The sequence below is a fragment of the Photorhabdus hainanensis genome (assembly GCF_018448965.1).
Taxonomy (GTDB): Bacteria; Pseudomonadota; Gammaproteobacteria; order Enterobacterales; family Enterobacteriaceae; genus Photorhabdus; species Photorhabdus akhurstii.
In genome coordinates this window covers 26853-45589 of record NZ_RCWD01000024.1, presented here as the reverse complement: position 1 = coordinate 45589, position 18737 = coordinate 26853, and the positions used below count along the sequence as shown (strand labels likewise).

Annotated in this window: 19 protein-coding genes; 9 read left to right on the top strand and 10 right to left on the bottom strand. The window is 42.7% G+C overall.

All coding sequences use genetic code 11. The annotated features are described in order from the left end of the window. Window positions 1-244: 244 nt before the first annotated feature. Genes EAE92_RS15300 through pspA form a run of 6 tightly spaced genes read right to left on the bottom strand, consistent with a single transcriptional unit; the run spans window position 245 to window position 4259 of the window. Window positions 245-1309 (bottom strand): YcjF family protein, encoded by a 1065-nt coding sequence (locus EAE92_RS15300; protein WP_214068680.1) that lies wholly within the window; start codon window positions 1307-1309, stop codon window positions 245-247. Next, the gene (locus EAE92_RS15295; RefSeq protein WP_214068679.1) at window positions 1306-2703 is read right to left on the bottom strand and encodes a YcjX family GTP-binding protein; all 1398 of its coding nucleotides are present in this window, start codon (window positions 2701-2703) and stop codon (window positions 1306-1308) included. Before EAE92_RS15295 ends, EAE92_RS15300 begins: the two co-directional genes overlap by 4 nt. Before the next feature lie 51 nt (window positions 2704-2754). After that, a complete protein-coding gene (locus EAE92_RS15290; protein ID WP_214068678.1) occupies window positions 2755-2934 on the bottom strand; it encodes a hypothetical protein in 180 nt (59 codons plus the stop codon). Between the two features lie 41 nt (window positions 2935-2975). Beyond that, the gene (pspC, locus tag EAE92_RS15285) at window positions 2976-3329 is read right to left on the bottom strand and encodes an envelope stress response membrane protein PspC (protein ID WP_214068677.1); all 354 of its coding nucleotides are present in this window, start codon (window positions 3327-3329) and stop codon (window positions 2976-2978) included. After that, a complete protein-coding gene (pspB, locus tag EAE92_RS15280) occupies window positions 3329-3547 on the bottom strand; it encodes an envelope stress response membrane protein PspB (RefSeq protein WP_214068676.1) in 219 nt (72 codons plus the stop codon). Before pspB ends, pspC begins: the two co-directional genes overlap by 1 nt. Window positions 3548-3584: 37 nt before the next feature. Next, window positions 3585-4259 carry a phage shock protein PspA gene (pspA, locus tag EAE92_RS15275; RefSeq protein ID WP_214068675.1) on the bottom strand — a complete coding sequence of 225 codons (675 nt, stop codon included), beginning with the start codon at window positions 4257-4259 and terminating at the stop codon, window positions 3585-3587. 185 nt (window positions 4260-4444) lie between these two features. On the opposite strand from pspA, the gene pspF reads away from it, so the two are divergent. The 9 genes from pspF to gstA all read left to right on the top strand — a co-directional run bounded on the left by pspF (window position 4445) and on the right by gstA (window position 14166). Next, window positions 4445-5461, top strand: coding sequence for a phage shock protein operon transcriptional activator (gene pspF, locus EAE92_RS15270; RefSeq protein WP_214068674.1), 1017 nt, complete (start codon window positions 4445-4447; stop codon window positions 5459-5461). Window positions 5462-5722: 261 nt separating this feature from the next. Then, entirely contained in the window at window positions 5723-7387 is a 1665-nt protein-coding gene (gene sapA, locus EAE92_RS15265; RefSeq protein ID WP_214068673.1) for an ABC transporter substrate-binding protein SapA, read from the top strand. Next, window positions 7384-8349 (top strand): putrescine export ABC transporter permease SapB, encoded by a 966-nt coding sequence (gene sapB, locus EAE92_RS15260; RefSeq protein WP_214068672.1) that lies wholly within the window; start codon window positions 7384-7386, stop codon window positions 8347-8349. The genes sapA and sapB overlap by 4 nt, the downstream gene beginning before the upstream one ends. Beyond that, window positions 8336-9226 (top strand): putrescine export ABC transporter permease SapC, encoded by an 891-nt coding sequence (sapC, locus tag EAE92_RS15255; RefSeq protein ID WP_036805457.1) that lies wholly within the window; start codon window positions 8336-8338, stop codon window positions 9224-9226. Before sapB ends, sapC begins: the two co-directional genes overlap by 14 nt. Beyond that, window positions 9226-10218, top strand: a complete 993-nt coding sequence (gene sapD / locus EAE92_RS15250; protein WP_214068671.1) for a putrescine export ABC transporter ATP-binding protein SapD — start codon at window positions 9226-9228, stop codon at window positions 10216-10218. Before sapC ends, sapD begins: the two co-directional genes overlap by 1 nt. After that, the gene (gene sapF, locus EAE92_RS15245; protein WP_214068670.1) at window positions 10219-11028 is read left to right on the top strand and encodes a putrescine export ABC transporter ATP-binding protein SapF; all 810 of its coding nucleotides are present in this window, start codon (window positions 10219-10221) and stop codon (window positions 11026-11028) included. Window positions 11029-11202: 174 nt separating this feature from the next. Further along, window positions 11203-11991, top strand: a complete 789-nt coding sequence (fabI, locus tag EAE92_RS15240; RefSeq protein WP_046396879.1) for an enoyl-ACP reductase FabI — start codon at window positions 11203-11205, stop codon at window positions 11989-11991. Between the two features lie 437 nt (window positions 11992-12428). Beyond that, window positions 12429-13187, top strand: coding sequence for a hypothetical protein (locus EAE92_RS15235; protein ID WP_214068669.1), 759 nt, complete (start codon window positions 12429-12431; stop codon window positions 13185-13187). A gap of 373 nt (window positions 13188-13560) precedes the next feature. Then, window positions 13561-14166, top strand: a complete 606-nt coding sequence (gene gstA / locus EAE92_RS15230) for a glutathione transferase GstA (RefSeq protein ID WP_214068668.1) — start codon at window positions 13561-13563, stop codon at window positions 14164-14166. 61 nt (window positions 14167-14227) lie between these two features. Here the strand turns inward: gstA and pdxY are convergent, their stop codons facing one another. From pdxY to anmK, 4 genes are all read right to left on the bottom strand, one after another. Further along, a complete protein-coding gene (pdxY, locus tag EAE92_RS15225; protein WP_110091277.1) occupies window positions 14228-15091 on the bottom strand; it encodes a pyridoxal kinase PdxY in 864 nt (287 codons plus the stop codon). Between the two features lie 100 nt (window positions 15092-15191). Further along, window positions 15192-16466 carry a tyrosine--tRNA ligase gene (gene tyrS, locus EAE92_RS15220; protein WP_105395163.1) on the bottom strand — a complete coding sequence of 425 codons (1275 nt, stop codon included), beginning with the start codon at window positions 16464-16466 and terminating at the stop codon, window positions 15192-15194. A 119-nt stretch (window positions 16467-16585) separates the two neighbouring features. After that, the gene (gene pdxH, locus EAE92_RS15215) at window positions 16586-17239 is read right to left on the bottom strand and encodes a pyridoxamine 5'-phosphate oxidase (RefSeq protein WP_214068667.1); all 654 of its coding nucleotides are present in this window, start codon (window positions 17237-17239) and stop codon (window positions 16586-16588) included. A gap of 49 nt (window positions 17240-17288) precedes the next feature. Next, a complete protein-coding gene (gene anmK / locus EAE92_RS15210) occupies window positions 17289-18401 on the bottom strand; it encodes an anhydro-N-acetylmuramic acid kinase (protein ID WP_214068712.1) in 1113 nt (370 codons plus the stop codon). Window positions 18402-18737 lie beyond the last annotated feature (336 nt).

Genomic DNA, 18737 nt, shown 5'->3' with positions numbered 1-18737 from the left:
ATTTACACTAATACATATAATTTTTTAAAATACTACTCTCTACGATTATTCATATGAAGCATTCTGTCAGTAAAAATTGACCAGACTCCGGTTTTTTCAATGTCGTAAATAACATAGCATTTGAAACTTTCACTAAAATAAACAAATTCTACTATTGATTATAAAACAGATTAATAAAATAACGTAAAACGTTTTCGTTATCTGGATATTTTGTGCCTTCATATAGAATTAAAGCATATATCATTTAATCAACTATATTCTTAGATTTATTTGGCAGGATATTCTTAAGTTGAGTGATTAGCTGACGACGGAAATCTCCTAATTTAGGTTTATCACCTTCTATCCAAGGTAATGGTCTGCATAATTCCATCGCTTTAATACCCAACCGGGCGGTCAGTAAACCTACACCGATCCCTTGGGCGGCTCTGGCGGAAAGACGCGCGGTGATATCCTGCGATAACCAATCCATACCCACTTCCCGCACCATTTCTGACACACCAGAAAAAATAATATTCAGCAGAACAAGGCGGAAAAGCCGAATACGACTGAAATATCCCAGTTCAATACCATATAAAGCCGCAATTCGATTAATTAACCGGATATTACGCCAGGCAATAAATGCCATATCGACAACCGCCAACGGGCTAACAGCTATCATTAATGCCGATTCCGCAGCATAGCGGCTGATTTCCGTTCTGGCTTGAGCATCCAAAACAGGTTGAACCCATTTACTGTACAACAACACCACTTCACGATCGTTATGTGTATCATGTAAAGCGGCCCGCCAGCGCTGTAACGCAGGGTTATGCTGTTCGATACCCGCTTGACTTGCCAATCTCTCACAAAATTCTCGCCCTTTACCCACACCATGATGCTGTAATAACGCCTTAGCCGTATCGCGTTCTTCAGACCTCATTCTTAATCGGTAAAGACGACGCCACTCACTGGCAAGAGAACCTATACCGGCGAAGACAATCATGCCTCCTGCCGCCGCGACACCTAATGCGCTCCAGTCCTGTTGCTGCCATGATTGATAAATCCACTGCACAAACTGAGCAACAACACTCACACCCAGTAAAGTCAGAGCGCCATATACCATTTTACGCCAGCAACTACGCTTAGGTTTCAGCGCCGCGTTAACTATCCCTTCTACCTGACCTTCGCGCTCTTCCGTCTCAAGCTCTGGCGATACAGAATAGAAATTGACCATATCTTTTTCATCGAAAATCTGAGCGGGTTTTAAAACCGGCTCTCGCGGCCCTGATAAGGGTTCTTCAAAGTCAATTCTCGGCTTCAAAGGTTCCGTCATCTCACTTTATCTCCCACTAAAAATTCCAGCACAGTATCTAACCGAATATGAGGCAATGGGGTATCAGTATCTACCGGACAAGGACCAAACTCCTCGAAAGAGAAACCCTGTTTTTGCCAGAAATTATCATCAGGTAAACGCCGCGGCACTTCACCGGGAAAAAATGTCAGTGATTTACCATCTGTAAGTCGATATCCTTTCAACGCCGGAATCTTTTCACCATGATGTTCAATCATGCCGCTTTCTGTCGCCCGTACCGACGCCAGGCCGACACAATCCATGCTGATACCTTCAAAAGCCGCATTTTGTCTGGCTTCCTGAACCAATTGTTGGAGTAAAGACACCAAATTAGCATGTTGATCCGCGGTAACATGATCCGCCTTACTGGCAGCAAACATTAATTTATCTATACAAGGGGAAAACAGACGGCGGAAGAGAGTGCGTTTACCATAATGAAAACTCTGCATTAATTGGGTCAGCGCCAAACGCATATCATTAAAGGCTTGTGGCCCACTATTCAATGGCTGTAAACAATCTATCAACACAATCTGCCGATCAAAACGTAGAAAATGTGCTTTATAAAACCCTTTCACAACCGACTGGCAGTAATATTCAAAGCGCTGACGCAACATACCGATATTGGTGTGTTGATCTGCCTGAACAAATTGTGATTCAGTGATAGGGTTGATATCCGGCCACGGGAAAAATTGTAAAGCCGGAGCGCCCATCATATCACCGGGCAGAACGAATCTCCCCGGCTGAATAAAATGCAACCCTTGCTCTTTGCATTTAATCAAATATTCCGTATAGACCTGAGCAATAGCAGCCAATAGATTCTCATCCGCGGGGGCCAGCGGATCGCACTGTTTGCAAAGTTCCAGCCAAGGCTTTGCCCATTCAGCTCTTTGTCCCTGCAATAAGCTATTCATCTGATGTGACCATGTTAAATAACTTTGTGCCAACATCGGTAGATCTAACAGCCATTCACCGGGGTAATCCACGATTTCCAGATATAACGTGGCTGTTTCTTTAAAATGACGCAGCAGAGAACCCTCAGAACGGTAACGAAGCGCCAGACGGATTTCACTGACACCCCTTGTCGGGGTCGGCCATGAAGGTGGTGTGCTGTAAAGCGCGGTCAATCCTTCATCATAAGTAAAACGAGGAACGCCTAAATCGCGTTGAGGAACCCGTTTTACCCCCAACAAGCGACCATCACGTACAGCAGAAAATAGCGGCAACCGGGCGCCGCTATGGAGGTTAAGTAGCTGATTAACCAGAGATGTGATAAATGCTGTTTTCCCACTACGACTTAATCCTGTCACCGCTAACCGTAAATGGCGATCCATCCCACGATTAACCAACGCAGTTAATTCATTTTGCAGCCGTTTCATGTCTCTCCTGTGATAAATATGACGATCAGGCAATACCAGTTACCAGTTGCATCATTTAACTTTTCCTGCAACTAGTGCTTGCAGGGCTTCACGCTGATATTGCATCTCTTGTTTGGTCAACTTATGAGAAACCCAAACCGTGTTAGGATAATCGGTCACATTGAGACCTTGTTTCACTTGTTCCCGGAACCAATTATCGCGTTCCGCCGTTTTATGAGTTCGTTTCAACATTAATGACTCCACAACTAGCCCAAGGCATTCCTAAATTATTATCAAAGCTGCCTGAAACGACTGCGGACGCTGAACGTTTCTGAGGTAACATAACGTTCCATTTGGCGCAGACGAATCTCTCCCGATTTCAATTGATAATCAATTTCATTCAGCAAGTTTTGTGCTAAAAAATGATCTTCTTGAGTATAACCCGGCGGTGCCGGGTCAAGGACGAAAACCAGTACAATATAAGCAACAACCGCAAAACCAAACAGTCCAAAAAAGAGTGACAATACCGCGATGACACGAATCAAGCGCACCGGCACATCAAAATAATCGGCCAGCCCGGCACAAACACCTTTAATTTTGCCCTTTTCGGGCATTCGATACAGTTTCCTACGGTTACTATTCGACATTATGATTGCCTCCAATCAGGATGTTCTGCATCCAAAATATCTTCCAATGTTTTGATTCGTGTCTGCATATGTTGTACACGCTCTGCCAAATGCTGAATTTCATGCTGATCCAACTGGCTTTGATTGGAATTCCGGCTGTTATAATGCAACCACAACCAGATGGGTAACACAAAAAGTACAAAGATAGTCAGTGGAATGCCGAGAAATATCGAGCCCATCACTTTTCCTTAAACGGTTAGTTGAGTGCATCAACACTTAATGTTGTTCTTTATTAGCATCTATTTTAGCCTTCATTGCCGCTAACTGCGCACTGATTTCATCGTCTGCTTTTAATTCAGCAAACTGTTGATCCAGAGATTTTTGTTTTCCCATGCCCACAGCTTCTGTTTCCGCTTCCATATGATCGATACGCCGCTCAAATTGCTCGAAGCGAGCCATTGCCTGATCAATTTTACCGCTGTCTAAATGATGACGAACTTGTCGGGAAGAGGCCGCCGCCTGATGACGCAAAGCCAACGCTTGTTGTCTTGCTCGGGTTTCACTCAATTTATTTTCAAGCTCGACAACCTCCCCTTTCATCCGCTCAAGCGTCTCTTCCAATATGGTTAATTCATGCTTCAATGTATCCACTAAAGCAGCCGCTTTCTGTTTTTCGATCAGCGCTGCTCGCGCCAAATCTTCTCTCTCTTTATTCAACGCCAGTTCCGCTTTTTCCTGCCAATCGTGCATTTGTTGTTCACCTGCGGCAATACGACGAGACAACTGCTTTTTCTCTGCCAGAGCACGGGCGGAAGTTGAGCGAATTTCAACTAAAGTATCTTCCATTTCCTGAATCATCAGACGAATCATTTTCTGCGGATCTTCCGCTTTATCCAGTAATGAAGAGATATTGGCATTCACGATATCGGCAAAACGAGAGAAAATACCCATAATAAATTATCCTCTTTGGTTAAGGTTAGTTAATACTATTCATGTCACTCCTAAATTTATTATCAAGAATCGTGCCAACTTTTTATTTACTCTATTTTCATGAAATACAAAGAGAATTTTTTATTTGACTTTTTATCACAACAAAATAAAGTGGTATAAATAACCAACTATTGGTGAAAATAACCATGAATGACGCCACAGAAAATCTATTAGGTGAAGCAAACAGCTTTGTCGAAATCTTGGAACAGGTATCCACACTAGCAAAATTAAACAAACCCGTTATCGTTATTGGGGAACGAGGAACCGGCAAGGAGCTGATTGCCCGCCGTTTGCATTATTTATCCCCCCGCTGGCAAGGGCCATTTATCTCTCTAAACTGCGCGGCTTTGAACGAAAATCTATTGGATTCAGAGTTATTTGGTCATGAGGCTGGCGCATTTACCGGCGCACAAAAAAAGCACCAAGGCAGATTTGAACGTGCCGATGGGGGAACGCTATTTCTTGATGAACTGGCAACCGCGCCAATGCAAGTTCAGGAAAAGCTATTGCGCGTCATTGAATATGGGCATCTCGAACGCGTTGGCGGCAGCCAACCATTACAGGTCGATGTTCGATTAATATGCGCAACCAATGATGATCTGCCCGCAATGGCCGCTCAGGGGCAATTCCGCGCTGATTTGCTCGATAGACTGGCTTTCGATGTGGTCAAGATCCCTCCATTGCGCCAGCGACAACAGGATATCATGTTGCTAGCGCAACACTTTGCTATTCAGATGTGCCGGGAACTTGATTTGCCGCTATTTCCCGGTTTCACTGATCAGGCAAAACAGCAGTTACAGAATTACACTTGGCCCGGTAATATCCGTGAATTGAAAAATGTTGTGGAACGATCAATTTATCGCCACGGCGAGAACTCTGATCAACTTGATAATATTATTATTAACCCATTCGCCTCCACACCGCATTTTATAGCCAATGCTGATGATAGTAATGTTGATGATAATAATGATTTATCTCCACAACTTCTGCCTTCACTGCCTGTTAATTTGAAACAGTGGCAACATGACAGCGAACGACAACTCATAGAGTTATCGTTAAAAGAGAGCAGATTTAACCAAAGAAAAGCGGCGGAGAAACTAAGACTGACCTATTATCAATTACGAGGCTTAATGAAGAAACATGATGTCAACGTCGGCAATTAAGCGATCCGAATGACAGATAAAAAAAAGCCAGCACCCGAGCTGGCTAAAAAAACACTGGAAGCAATGTGAGCAATGTCGTGCCCTTCCTGGGGCATAAAGACTGTTCCCAAGAAGCGCGGTATAGATGATAATGGTTCTCAATACGATTTGTAAAGCACTTTATTGAGAATTTTTCTCATTATCATCACCACCGCGTTTTTTTGGGTTCAAGCGCTACTTGAGATACAATGTGTCAATTCTAATTAATAACAGATGCCTTATATGCGCAGTTTGATTTATTGGATCATATTATCCCTTTCAGTCCCAGCTATTGCAGAAACAATGGCTGCGCCTGAAAAACAGCACCACGTTCCGACTGACATTCAGCAACACGGGTTTATTTATTGCGTTAATGGCAATCTGAATACCTTTAATCCCCAACTGGCCAGTAGCGGCTTAACTGTCGATACACTGGCCGCCCAGCTCTACGAGCGTCTATTAGACGTTGATCCTTATACTTACCGTTTGCTCCCTGAGTTAGCCTCCCATTGGGAGATACTGGATAACGGCGCTACTTACCGCTTTTATTTGCGTCATCATGTCTCATTTCAATCAACAGACTGGTTTATTCCGACCCGTACAATGAATGCTGATGACGTCATCTTCAGCTTTAAGCGTCTGTTTGATAAGCAGCACTATTATCATAACGTCAATGGCGGGCATTATCCCTATTTTGACAGTCTCCAATTGGCCGACTCTATTCAAAGTATCCGTAAAATTAATGAATATACGGTGGAATTTCGCTTAAACGAACCAGACGCCTCTTTTCTTTGGCATTTGGCAACCCACTATGCCCCAATACTTTCACAAGAATATGGGCAACAATTGCATCAAATGAATCGCCATGAGCAAATTGACTGGAAACCTGTCGGCACCGGCCCGTTTATGTTGAAAGATCATCGGACCAGACAATTTATCCGTCTGGTTCGCCATGATAAATACCGGAAAGGCAAACCACAAATGCGGCAAATAGTTATTGATGTCGGCGCCGGCGGCACCGGCAGGATGTCTAAGCTTTTAACCGGTGAATGTGATGTATTAGCGTATCCCGCCGCCAGCCAACTGACAGTTTTACGAGATGACCCCCGCCTGCGTCTGACTTTACGCCCAGGAATGAATATCGCTTATCTGGCTTTCAATACCAGCAAGCCGCCACTTGATAAATTACAGGTTCGCCAAGCCATTGCCTACGCTATTAATAACCAACGGCTGATGCAATCCATCTATTATGGTACGGCGGAAACAGCCTCATCAATTTTACCTCGGGCGTCATGGGCTTATGATAATCAAACTGAGATTACGGAATACAACCCAGAAAAATCCCGCAAAATGCTTAATGATCTTGGATTAAACGGCTTGCAATTGAGCTTATGGGTACCTTCCGCCTCTCAATCATATAATCCAAGTCCACTCAAAATGGCAGAGCTGATTCAGGCCGATTTAGCACAAGTTGGCATTACCATGAGTATTAAACCTGTTGAGGGCCGCTTTCAGGAAACCAAACTGATGGATAAATCTCACGATATGACCTTATCAGGCTGGTCGACCGATAGTAATGACCCAGACAGCTTTTTCCGGCCGCTGTTAAGTTGTGCCGCTATTGCTTCACAGACCAATTTCAGCCATTGGTGTGATCCAGAATTTGATAAAATTTTACGGGAAGCTTTGATTAACCAGCAATTATTATCCCGAATTAAGTATTACCATGCGGCTCAACAAATCCTTGAACAGCAATTACCTGTGTTACCATTAGCCTATTCTCTGCATTTACAGGCTTACCGTTACGATATTAAAGGGTTAATACTCAGTCCATTTGGTAATACCTCTTTCGCCGGTGTTTATCGGGAAAAAGAGACTGATCAAATGACTCAGAAAGGTGGCAAATGATTATTTACACTCTCCGTCGTCTGCTTTTGCTGATTATCACCCTGTTTTTCCTGTCGCTGATAAGCTTTAGTCTCAGCTACTTCACCCCTAATGCTCCTCTCAGCGGAGCATCCCTGTTTGATGCTTATATATTCTTTTTCCACAGCTTATTGCTTTGGGATTTTGGCGTATCCAGCGTCAACGGCGAACTTATCAGCGAACAACTATGGGAAGTGTTCCCCGCCACAATGGAGCTTTGTACTCTGGCTTTCTCTGCCGCCTTGCTAATCGGCATCCCACTCGGGATTATTGCGGGAGTATGGCGTAACAAACCAGCGGATACGGTTATCACCTCCATTGCCTTAGTCGGATTTTCCATCCCGATTTTTTGGCTAGCGCTATTACTCACCCTATTTTTTTCTCTTTATCTCGGCTGGCTACCGGTCTCAGGGCGCTTTAATCTGCTATATCAGATTGAACCTGTGACAGGTTTCTCATTAATTGATGCCTGGTTATCAAAATCACCCTATCGTAATGAGATGATCATTAGCGCCATGCAACACTTACTGCTACCCGTTATTACCCTCGCGGTTGCACCGACAACCGAAGTTATTCGGTTGATGAGAAACAGTACAGAAGAGGTTTTTGGTGAAAACTATATCAAGGCCGCCGCAACCCGTGGTTTATCAAGGCTGACAATTATCCGTCGTCATGTGTTACACAATGCGTTGCCCCCTATCATTCCGAAACTAGGATTACAATTTTCCACCATGCTGACACTGGCAATGATGACAGAACTCGTATTTAACTGGCCGGGACTTGGCCATTGGTTAGTCAGCGCCATTCGTCAGCAAGATTATTCCGCCATTTCTGCCGGTGTTATGGTGATTGGCACACTGGTGATTTCTGTCAATGTTCTGTCTGATATTATTGGCGCAATAACTAACCCTCTGAAGCATAAGGAATGGTATGCCCTTAGATAATTTTTATCGTGAAAAGAAAATGCCGTCACCGATAAAGGTCATCTGGCGCTTTTTCTATTCCGACATGTTGGCAATGATGGGGTTTTATGGGGTGCTTATTCTGATCGCCCTCAGTCTGTTTGGCGGCTATCTGGCCCCTTATCAGCTCGATCAACAATTTCTTGGTCACCAACTACTGCCGCCTTCATGGTCATATCACGGTAATATCGCATTTTTTCTAGGTACCGACGATCTTGGGCGCGATATTCTCAGCCGATTGCTAATAGGTACTGCATCCACCTTCGGTTCAGCGCTGTTAGTCACTTTAGCGGCCGCTTTATGTGGTCTGATTATCGGCTGTCTGGCAGGCATGACGCGAGGGCTGAAATCCGCAGTACTCAATCATATTCTCGATACATTACTCTCTATCCCATCGCTATTGTTGGCAATTATTGTCGTCGCTTTTGTGGGCGCCAGTTTGCAACACGCAATAATCGCTATTTGGTTAGCGCTATTGCCACGTATCGTTCGCACGGTTTACAGCGCCGTTCACGATGAGCTAGATAAAGAATATGTTATTGCCGCTCGTCTGGATGGCGCCTCTAATTACCATATTCTATGGTATGCCGTATTACCAAACATTACCGCCGCCTTGGTCAACGAGTTAACACGCGCCATTTCTATCGCCATACTTGATATCGCTTCACTTGGTTTTCTTGATCTTGGCGCCCAACTTCCCTCACCCGAATGGGGAGCCATGTTGGGCGATTCACTGGAACTAATCTATGTTGCGCCCTGGACCGTTATGTTGCCCGGCGCGGCAATCATGTTCAGTGTCTTGTTAGTCAATTTATTAGGTGATGGATTACACCGTGCAATTAATTCCGGGGTGGAATAATGCCATTACTTGACATTCGCAATCTCACGATTGAATTTATGACTGCCAAAGGGCCAGTGAAAGCGGTTGATCGCGTCAGTATTTCACTGATAGAAGGCGAAATACGCGGTCTGGTTGGCGAATCAGGCTCCGGTAAGAGCCTGATCGCCAAAGCAATAAGTGGAGTCACTAAAGATAATCTCAAAGTGACGGCTGACCGTTTTCGCTTCGATGATATCGACCTGCTCCGTCTGACTCCACGGCAGCGCCGAAAAGTGATCGGCCACAATATCTCAATGATTTTTCAGGAACCACAATCCTGTCTCGATCCTTCTGAAAATATTGGTCGACAGCTCATTCAAGCCATCCCCGGCTGGACTTACAAAGGCCGTTGGTGGCAACGTTTCAAATGGCGAAAACGCCGGGCTATTGAATTACTCCACCGTGTGGGAATTAAAGATCATAAAGACATCATGAATAGCTTCCCTTGCGAATTAACGGAAGGAGAATGCCAGAAAGTTATGATTGCTATCGCATTGGCTAACCAACCACGCCTGCTGATTGCAGATGAACCAACCAATGCGATGGAACCGACCACCCAAGCTCAGATTTTCCGTCTGTTAGCACGATTGAATCAGAACAATAACACCACTATTTTACTGATAAGCCACGACTTGCAAGTCATGAGCAAACTGGTGGATCGCATTAATGTTCTGTATTGTGGTCAAACGGTCGAAAGCGCCGTTCCCGATGAATTACTGATAACGCCACATCACCCCTACACACAAGCGTTAAGCCGAGCTATTCCTGATTTTGGCAGCTCTTTGCCCCATAAAAGTAGGTTAAACACCTTACCCGGCGCTATTCCATCCCTTGAGCATCTACCCATCGGCTGCCGTTTAGGCCCGCGCTGCCCTTACGCGCAAAAAACGTGTATTGAAACACCACGGTTGCGGGTGATTAAAAACCATGCTTTTGCCTGCCACTTTCCACTGAATCTGGAGGAACAGTAATTGGTTAATACTCTGCTAGAAGTCAAGAATTTAGCTAAAACTTTTCGTTATCGAACCGGTTTTTTTCACCGTCAACATTTTGATGCGGTAAAACCCGTTAGTTTTACTTTAAAAGCTAAACAGACACTGGCGATTATTGGTGAAAACGGTTCCGGGAAATCAACACTGGCAAAAATGCTTTCAGGCGTTATTGAACCAACTTCCGGCGAAATCATGATAGAAGGCCATAAACTCACTTACGGTGATTACGGTTATCGCAGCCAACGCATTCGCATGATATTTCAGGACCCAAGTACATCGCTAAATCCTCGTCAGCGTATTGGACAAATTCTTGATATTCCCCTTCTGCTTAATACAGCACTCAATACAATGGAGCGAGAAAAACGGATCAACCAGACATTGCGACAAGTTGGCCTGTTACCGGACCATGCCAATTATTATCCACATATGTTAGCCTCAGGCCAAAAACAGCGGGTAGCACTGGCGCGCGCATTAATATTACAACCGCAGATTATTATTGCTGATGAGGCATTAGCATCACTCGATATGTCTATGCGATCTCAAATCATTAATCTGATGTTGGAATTACAAGAAAAACAGGGTATTTCTTACCTCTATGTCACCCAGCATCTTGGCATGATGAAACATATCAGCGATCAGGTGCTGGTCATGCATCAGGGGGAAGTTGTTGAACGGGGGAATACCGCGGAAGTGTTGGCTTCTCCTCTGCATGATATGACTCGCCGTCTGATCGCCAGCCATTTTGGTGAGCCACTCACCGCTGATGCCTGGCGGCAGGATATTCCTTGACATATAGAAAACGATAATCACTGCTCGGAGCAGAACGCAAAATACAGCATATTTCTCTCTAGCGTGATAGAATTACTGGGTTTATTAACAATAAAACGTCATATTGATATTGTCTCTATGAGCAATTTTAATCCATTAATATCATTACCGGCGTTATCACACAAGGATACTGTTATGGGTTTTATGACCGGCAAGCGCATTCTGATCACTGGCGTCGCCAGTAAACTCTCCATCGCTTATGGTGTTGCAAAAGCAATGCATGACCAGGGAGCTGAGCTGGCTTTCACTTATCAAAATGACAAGTTGAAACCTCGTGTTGAAGAATTTGCCGCTTCCCTGAACTCTACTATCGTTCTGCCATGCGATGTAGTCGAAGATGAAAGCATCGAAGCCCTGTTCACTGAATTGGGTAAGGTCTGGCCAAAATTCGATGGCTTTGTTCACTCCATCGGCTTTGCACCGGCTGATCAACTGGATGGTAACTATGTCAGTTCCGTTACCCGTGAAGGTTTCAGAATCGCACACGACATCAGCTCTTACAGCTTTGTCGCTATGGCAAAAACTTGCCGTGAAATGCTGAACCCAAATTCTGCTTTACTGACTCTCACCTACCTGGGAGCAGAGCGCTCAATCCCTAACTACAACGTAATGGGTCTGGCAAAAGCATCTCTGGAAGCTAACGTTCGTTATATGGCTAACGCTATGGGCGCCGAAGGTATTCGTGTTAACGGTATCTCTGCCGGCCCTATCCGCACTTTGGCTGCGTCCGGCATCAAAGATTTCCGTAAAATGTTGGCTCACTGTGAAACCGTTAACCCAATTCGCCGCACTGTAACAACTGAAGATGTTGGTAACGCTGCGGCATTCTTGTGTTCGGATCTGTCCGGTGGTATTACCGGTGAAATTCTGCATGTTGATGGTGGTTTCAGCATTGTCGCAATGAATGAACTGGAATTGAAATAATCTGATTAATAATCAGTAAATTTCAACTCACAAAACAAGGCCCGAAAAGCTAGTTTTTCGGGCCTTTTATTATCAATAAAACAATCAATTAATTCATTAAATTATCACTGATAGATAAAAATTAATTTTAAATAAAAATATAAAAAAACCATTGAGGAAAATTATCAAATCCTTTGTAATTAGGGAGTTAAACGATATTACCTTATAACTATTTTACTGAAACAAAAAATATCATCTTATTTCCTTGCACTAATCAGCAATATGTCCTTTAATATAATCAATAACTTAATTTCATAAAATCGATTATCAGTACAATATTTCCTATTAAATATTTTCAGTATAATGTTTTGTTATTATTTTAATCTTTTAGTTTGAATATTATATTTCACGATTTCATACAATTTAATGATATTTGTTATTTTAGCAAGGTGCATAAAATGAAAAATGATTTTCTAATTATATCCAATATGTTTAAATTAATTACCAATATAAAATTGCCAGAATGCCTGAAAAATCATGATCTATCTCAAGAAATTACCGATTCTTGGAATAAATTTAGTGGATCATTATATCGCTGGCCATCAGCATTAGAAGATTATGAATATGCATATAATTCCGATGAACAAGATATTGATAAAATTATTAAAAATATACACAAAGCAACAACTTATTTAGGTTCACTTAGCAGTGGTTATTTAGGTCATGGTTATATTGCTAGGGTCGATCATGCGTTGAAAGAAATTGAATCAGACTTTAGTAAGTTAAACGATTTCATCTCAAAATTACCACAACTCTTTGAAATATCTCAAATTGATTTTGAACGTAAGAAAAACTTCGCAGAAAAAACACATATAAAAATACAACAACTATTAAGGAATATTCCTGATGGAGAAGATAAAAAACAAATATACAAGGTCTCTTTATTGATGGAGGAAATCACTTTAAATATATCAGACGTTTCATTTAGCCTTAGAAATATAAATAATTCCGTCAATAGGCTTAACGAACAAATAAAAACAATTAATGACATTTACAAAGATTTATTCGAAAACTTTAGTATAGAGAATAAAAAAGATATTTTTACAAGAAACTATAGACAATGCATGGTCTATTTTAACGACTTTACAAATAAATTTAATTTGTTTTCCTATGATTACAAATCATTTAACAAGAGCAATATATTAATTATCTTATAACCAATATAAGATAAATTTTTGCAACTATAAATAATCGCTATTATTTATTTCGTATAATATAACCAATTGTAAAATATGCTATATAACACAAATACGGGAAGTTTTGGATAAGTCACCTCATCTAAAATTTCTCCTAAATTTCTAGATAAATACAACTAATCTACTTGAAAATAATGATAAAAAAATCAATAAATCACTTCTATAGCAGAGTACAGTAAAGGATTATTCACGATACAATCACACCACCTTATATCTATTTAATCATTCATTTATTTCCACATGTCGTGATAGTATATATCAAGGCTATAGCAATGCCTTACTGAGTTCCTTTGTCCTATTATATCTATTACCGGAAACTTTTAAGGAGCGGCACATGAAACTTTATTACCAACCTGGAGCTTGTTCTCTCTCACCTCACATCATACTTCGTGAAGCAGGACTTGATTTCAGCATGATTAAAGTTGATCTGAAAACTAAAAAAATGGAGAACGGCGACGATTTTTTCGCAATTAATCCAAAAGGCCAGATACCAACTCTTCTGCTAGATAACAATGAGATCCTCACCGAAGGAGCTGTTATTGTCCAATATATTGCCGACCAGAGACCGGACAAAAAATTAATCGCACCAGCCGGAACGATGGAACGATATCATCAACTTGAATGGATCAGCCATCTTTCCAGTGAAATCCATAAAGGATTTTCACCCCTGTTTTTCCCGGGAACACCAGAAAATTATCGTCCTGTTGCTATTAATAATCTACTCAGGAGATTCAAGTATATAGATAAGGTATTAGCAGAACAGCCATACATTGCTGGGGAGCACTTTACTGTTGCTGACGCTTATTTATTCACCCTCAGTAGCTGGGCGCCTTTAGTGCAATTGGATCTATCTGATCTGGTTCATCTTAAAGCTTATCAAAAGAAGATTGCAGAACGTCCAAGTGTTCATGATGCCCTGAAAGCAGAAGGGTTAATTTAAGAGTAAAAAACCGTTCCACACAATGTCATTCCACACAATGTCAGTGGAACGGTTAAATATCTTAATCCAATTGTGTCGCACAGAATTTATAGCCAGGAGTCACCATTCTGTCCTGCGCAGCCACAATTTGTAGTTCGTATTCGCCCATATCTTTCGTTGTTGCCATCACTTCATAAACCGCAGCAGCAACATGTTCGAGGGCGGTTTGTAAAGACTCGCCTTTTAATAGGTTAACCAATAGCAGGCCACTGGTTAAATCACCCACACCAACCGGCTGACGTTCGCCAAAATCCACCAAAGGCCGACTTACATGCCAACTATGCTCTTTAGTCACTAATAACATTTCAAAACAATCAGCCCGATAACCAGCACGACTAAGGTGTTTAACCAGTACAATATCCGGCCCTTTCTCACATAATGTTCGGGCAGCCACAACAGCCTGTTCTACATTAGCCACTTTCTGCATACTCAGTGTTTCAAGCTCCAGTAAATTTGGTGCAATAATGTTACTTACAGGCAGAGCTTCTTCACACAGAAATTCAGCCACCCCCGGCGCAACAATACAACCTTTTTCTGGGTGCCCCATGACGGGATCACAGAAATACCAAGCATCAGGATTCACCGCTTTTACCCGTTTCACTATATCGATAATATGGCTCCCCTGTTCCGGTGAGCCGATATATCCACTCAGTACCGCATGACAAGATTTAAGCTGTTCAATTTCTTCAATGCCCTGAACGATTTCCGTAAGATGATTCGCCGGCATAACACACCCTTTCCATTGAGCATATTGGGTATGATTTGAAAACTGTACGGTATTCAATGGCCATACATTCACCCCCATCCGACGCATAGGGAATTCCGCAGCACTGTTACCAGCATGACCAAAGACAACATGGGATTGAATTGAGAGAATATTTTTCACAATGACGGCCTATATTTTATTCTGGCTTCTGTTTATAAGATTAAAGTCATGGTAAGAAAAAGGGCAACATTTGTGTTGCCCCATTATAATGCAATATCAGTTATTTCCAGCAGATCAAACAATCGTGTTTTTTACCACGACGCAACAGGGTGTAACGACCAAACAGACGGTTACTGTCAGTAAACAGATATTCAGGTTCAGATTGTTTTTCACCATTAATTGCGACAGCGTTGGAACTGATCATAGTACGCGCCTGACCACGAGAAGGTACTAATCCAGCATTAACTAAAGCTTGTTGCAAATCCGCACCTTTTTCCAGCTCAATTACCGGCATACCATCCTGTGCCAATTGAGCAAAATCCGCTTCGGTCAAATCAGCAACGGCCCCAGAGAATAAACTTTCTGTAATCCGTTTAGCGGCTGACAACCCTTCTTCACCATGCACCATACCAGTAACTTGTTCTGCCAACACGTACTGAGCACGAGGAGCTTTACCGCTATTTCTATCTTCTTCTTCCAAAGCATCAATATCTTCAAGACTCATGAAGGTAAAGAATTTCAGGAAGCGATAGACATCGGCATCCGCAGTATTAATCCAGAATTGATAGAATTTGTACGGGCTGGTTTTCTTCGGATCCAACCAAACAGCGCCACCTTCTGTTTTGCCAAACTTAGTGCCATCAGATTTCGTGATTAGCGGAACAGTCATGCCAAATACTTGTTTCTGGTTGATACGGCGAGTTAGATCAATACCAGAAGTAATATTTCCCCACTGGTCAGAACCACCAATCTGTAACTCAACACCATGTACTTCATTCAGGCGAGCAAAGTCATAGGATTGCAGTAGGTTATAAGAAAATTCAGTGAAAGAGATACCCACATCATCACGGTTTAAACGCTGTTTAACCGCTTCTTTATTAATCATCTGGTTAACTGAGAAATGTTTGCCGATGTCACGCAGGAAAGTCAGAACGTCCATGTTGCCAAACCAATCATAATTATTGGCTGTTTTAGCGCTATTTTCACCACAATCAAAATCGAGGAAAGGTGAAACCTGTCTACGGATTTTCTCTACCCACTCTTTAACGGTAGCTTCAGTATTCAGTTTACGTTCAGTGGCCTTGAAGCTTGGATCGCCAATCAAACCCGTAGCCCCGCCAACCAACGCCACGGGTTTATGCCCGGCCAGTTGGAATCGTTTTAAACACAGCAAGGGAACCAGATGCCCCAAATGCAAGCTGTCAGCGGTCGGATCGAAACCACAATAGAGGGAGACAGGACCCTGCGCCAGTCTCTCTGCTAACGCATTCTCATCCGTCACCTGGGCAATGAGGCCCCGCTCTTGCAGTTGTTTTATCAGGTTATTGCTAGACATTAATGACTCCATCAATTTGTGTATTTTGTCTGTTGTATAAATCGCGACTTAAAAAGAGTGCGGCATAGCATAAAACGCTACTACTATAAGTGCTAGTATTAAAAATGATAATCCACGATTTATGGCGCAAGCCTGTCAATATGCCAACTATCGCCTTCCCGTTGATAAATAAACCGGTCATGGAGCCGATTCGCGCCACCTTGCCAAAATTCAACAGAATCAAAGGTCACTTTGAATCCTCCCCAAAAGCTAGGCAAAGGCACCTCGCCATTCAAGAATTTCTGTTTCAATTCAAGGAACTTCCCTTCTAAAATACCGCGTGCGGAAATACGAGAGGATTGTTGTGACGCCCATGCAGCAATCTGGCTATCTCTGGGACGACTATGGAAATATTTCATCACTTCAACAGGAGAAAGACGTTCCGCTTTACCAAGAAAAGAGACTTGCCTTTCCAGAGGATACCAAGGGAAATGGAGGCTGATTTTGTTATTGTGCGCCAAATGTTTTGCTTTCCGGCTGCCTAAATTTGTATAAAAAATCAAACTATTTGTATCAAAATGCTTCAATAACACAATACGTTGATACGGTTGGCCATTCTCATCAACCGTTGCTATACACATCGCAGTTGGATCGCTCAACTTAGCTTCACATGCTTGCTTAAACCAGCGCTCAAAAAGTTCGATAGGTTCTTTAGTTAAATCTTTACGTCTTAACCCACCACGAATATATTCACGGCGTAATTCTGCAACATCAAATTCATTATGTTCTGACATTAACGTAGCTCTGTTTATAACTCACTAAATACCAGACAGCTTATCATTGTTATTGATTATTAACAGGATAAATCGCCCCTAAAATGGTTTCAGTACTCGCACCGGTAACAGAGGGCAAATTCCCTGACGCGCCTGACATCGTACGGAATGCCAACCAGGCAAACGCCAGGGCTTCCATATCATCGCCGCTTAGGCCATATTTATCTGTCGGGCAAACCTCCGTTCCCGGTAATAATGCAGAAAGTCGACTCATTATCTGTGGGTTACGAGCGCCGCCGCCGCAAACCAACAGACGTTCACATCCACCACTCAACATGATTTGCTGTGACACAGACACTGCCGTCAGCTCGGCCAGTGTCGCCTGGACATCAACTGGAGATATGTCAGGAAAGTTAGCTAATTGCGCCTCCAACCAACTCATATTGAAATACTCCCGGCCTGTGCTTTTAGGAGCTGGTCGTGAAAAATAGTGATCAGAAAGCATTTGTCTAAGTAGCGGGTTATTAACCGCACCTTCCCGCGCCCATTGCGCATCTTTATCATAAGGTTTTTTCTGATGACGCCACACCCAACTATCCATCAGCATATTACCCGGACCGGTGTCATAACCTTTGACCGGCGATCCCGGTAATAGCGTCGTTATATTGGCGATACCGCCGATATTGAGAATTATCCTGCGTTCTGTCGGATGCCCTAAGACGGCGAAATGAAAAGCGGGAACTAATGGCGCTCCCTGCCCGCCATATGCCATATCTCTCCGACGAAAATCGCCAACCACAGTCATCCCAGTTAAAGCCGCGATACGGTTATTGTCGCCAAGTTGCATAGTGAAAGGCGTGTGACCATCTGGCTCATGCCAAACGGTTTGTCCATGACATCCCACAGCGATAATGTCACTGGTGGTTAACCCTGTTTTAATCAGTAAGCCTCGCACTGCTTCAGCGAATAAAGAACCAAGTTCATAATCTAACCGACCAATTGCTGATAATGTCGTTTGCTGCCCTTGGCAGACCGCAAGAATTTTCTGTTTTAATTCGTGTGGGAATGGATGTGAATAACTGGCTTGTTGAGCAACAACTTTATCATTGATTGCCGCAAGCACCACATCAACGCCATCCAGACTTGTCCCCGACATTACACCAATATAACGACCTGACTTCATAACCATTTAATTTGCCTTCCTGCTTAAAATCTGTCTTGATAAAATCAGAAACCACGCCAATAACTATAAAGCGCAGTGGTTTTGGCTGTATATGGCTAATAGACAAACTAAGGAATAAAACCTGAGTTTTGGAAACAACTTCACAAAAATGCTGAATTTCTCATTAATAGCTATTTCTTTTAAAAATCTCTATTGACGTTTAATATATGTTTAGCACTAGATTGCTAATGTACTGGCATTCTATTTGGATAAACCTTTTATTACTTATTGCCAATGCCGGTTGTTAGCCTGATTGCCCAGTAAGCTATCAGATTTCCGCAGTCAGGCATCGAAATT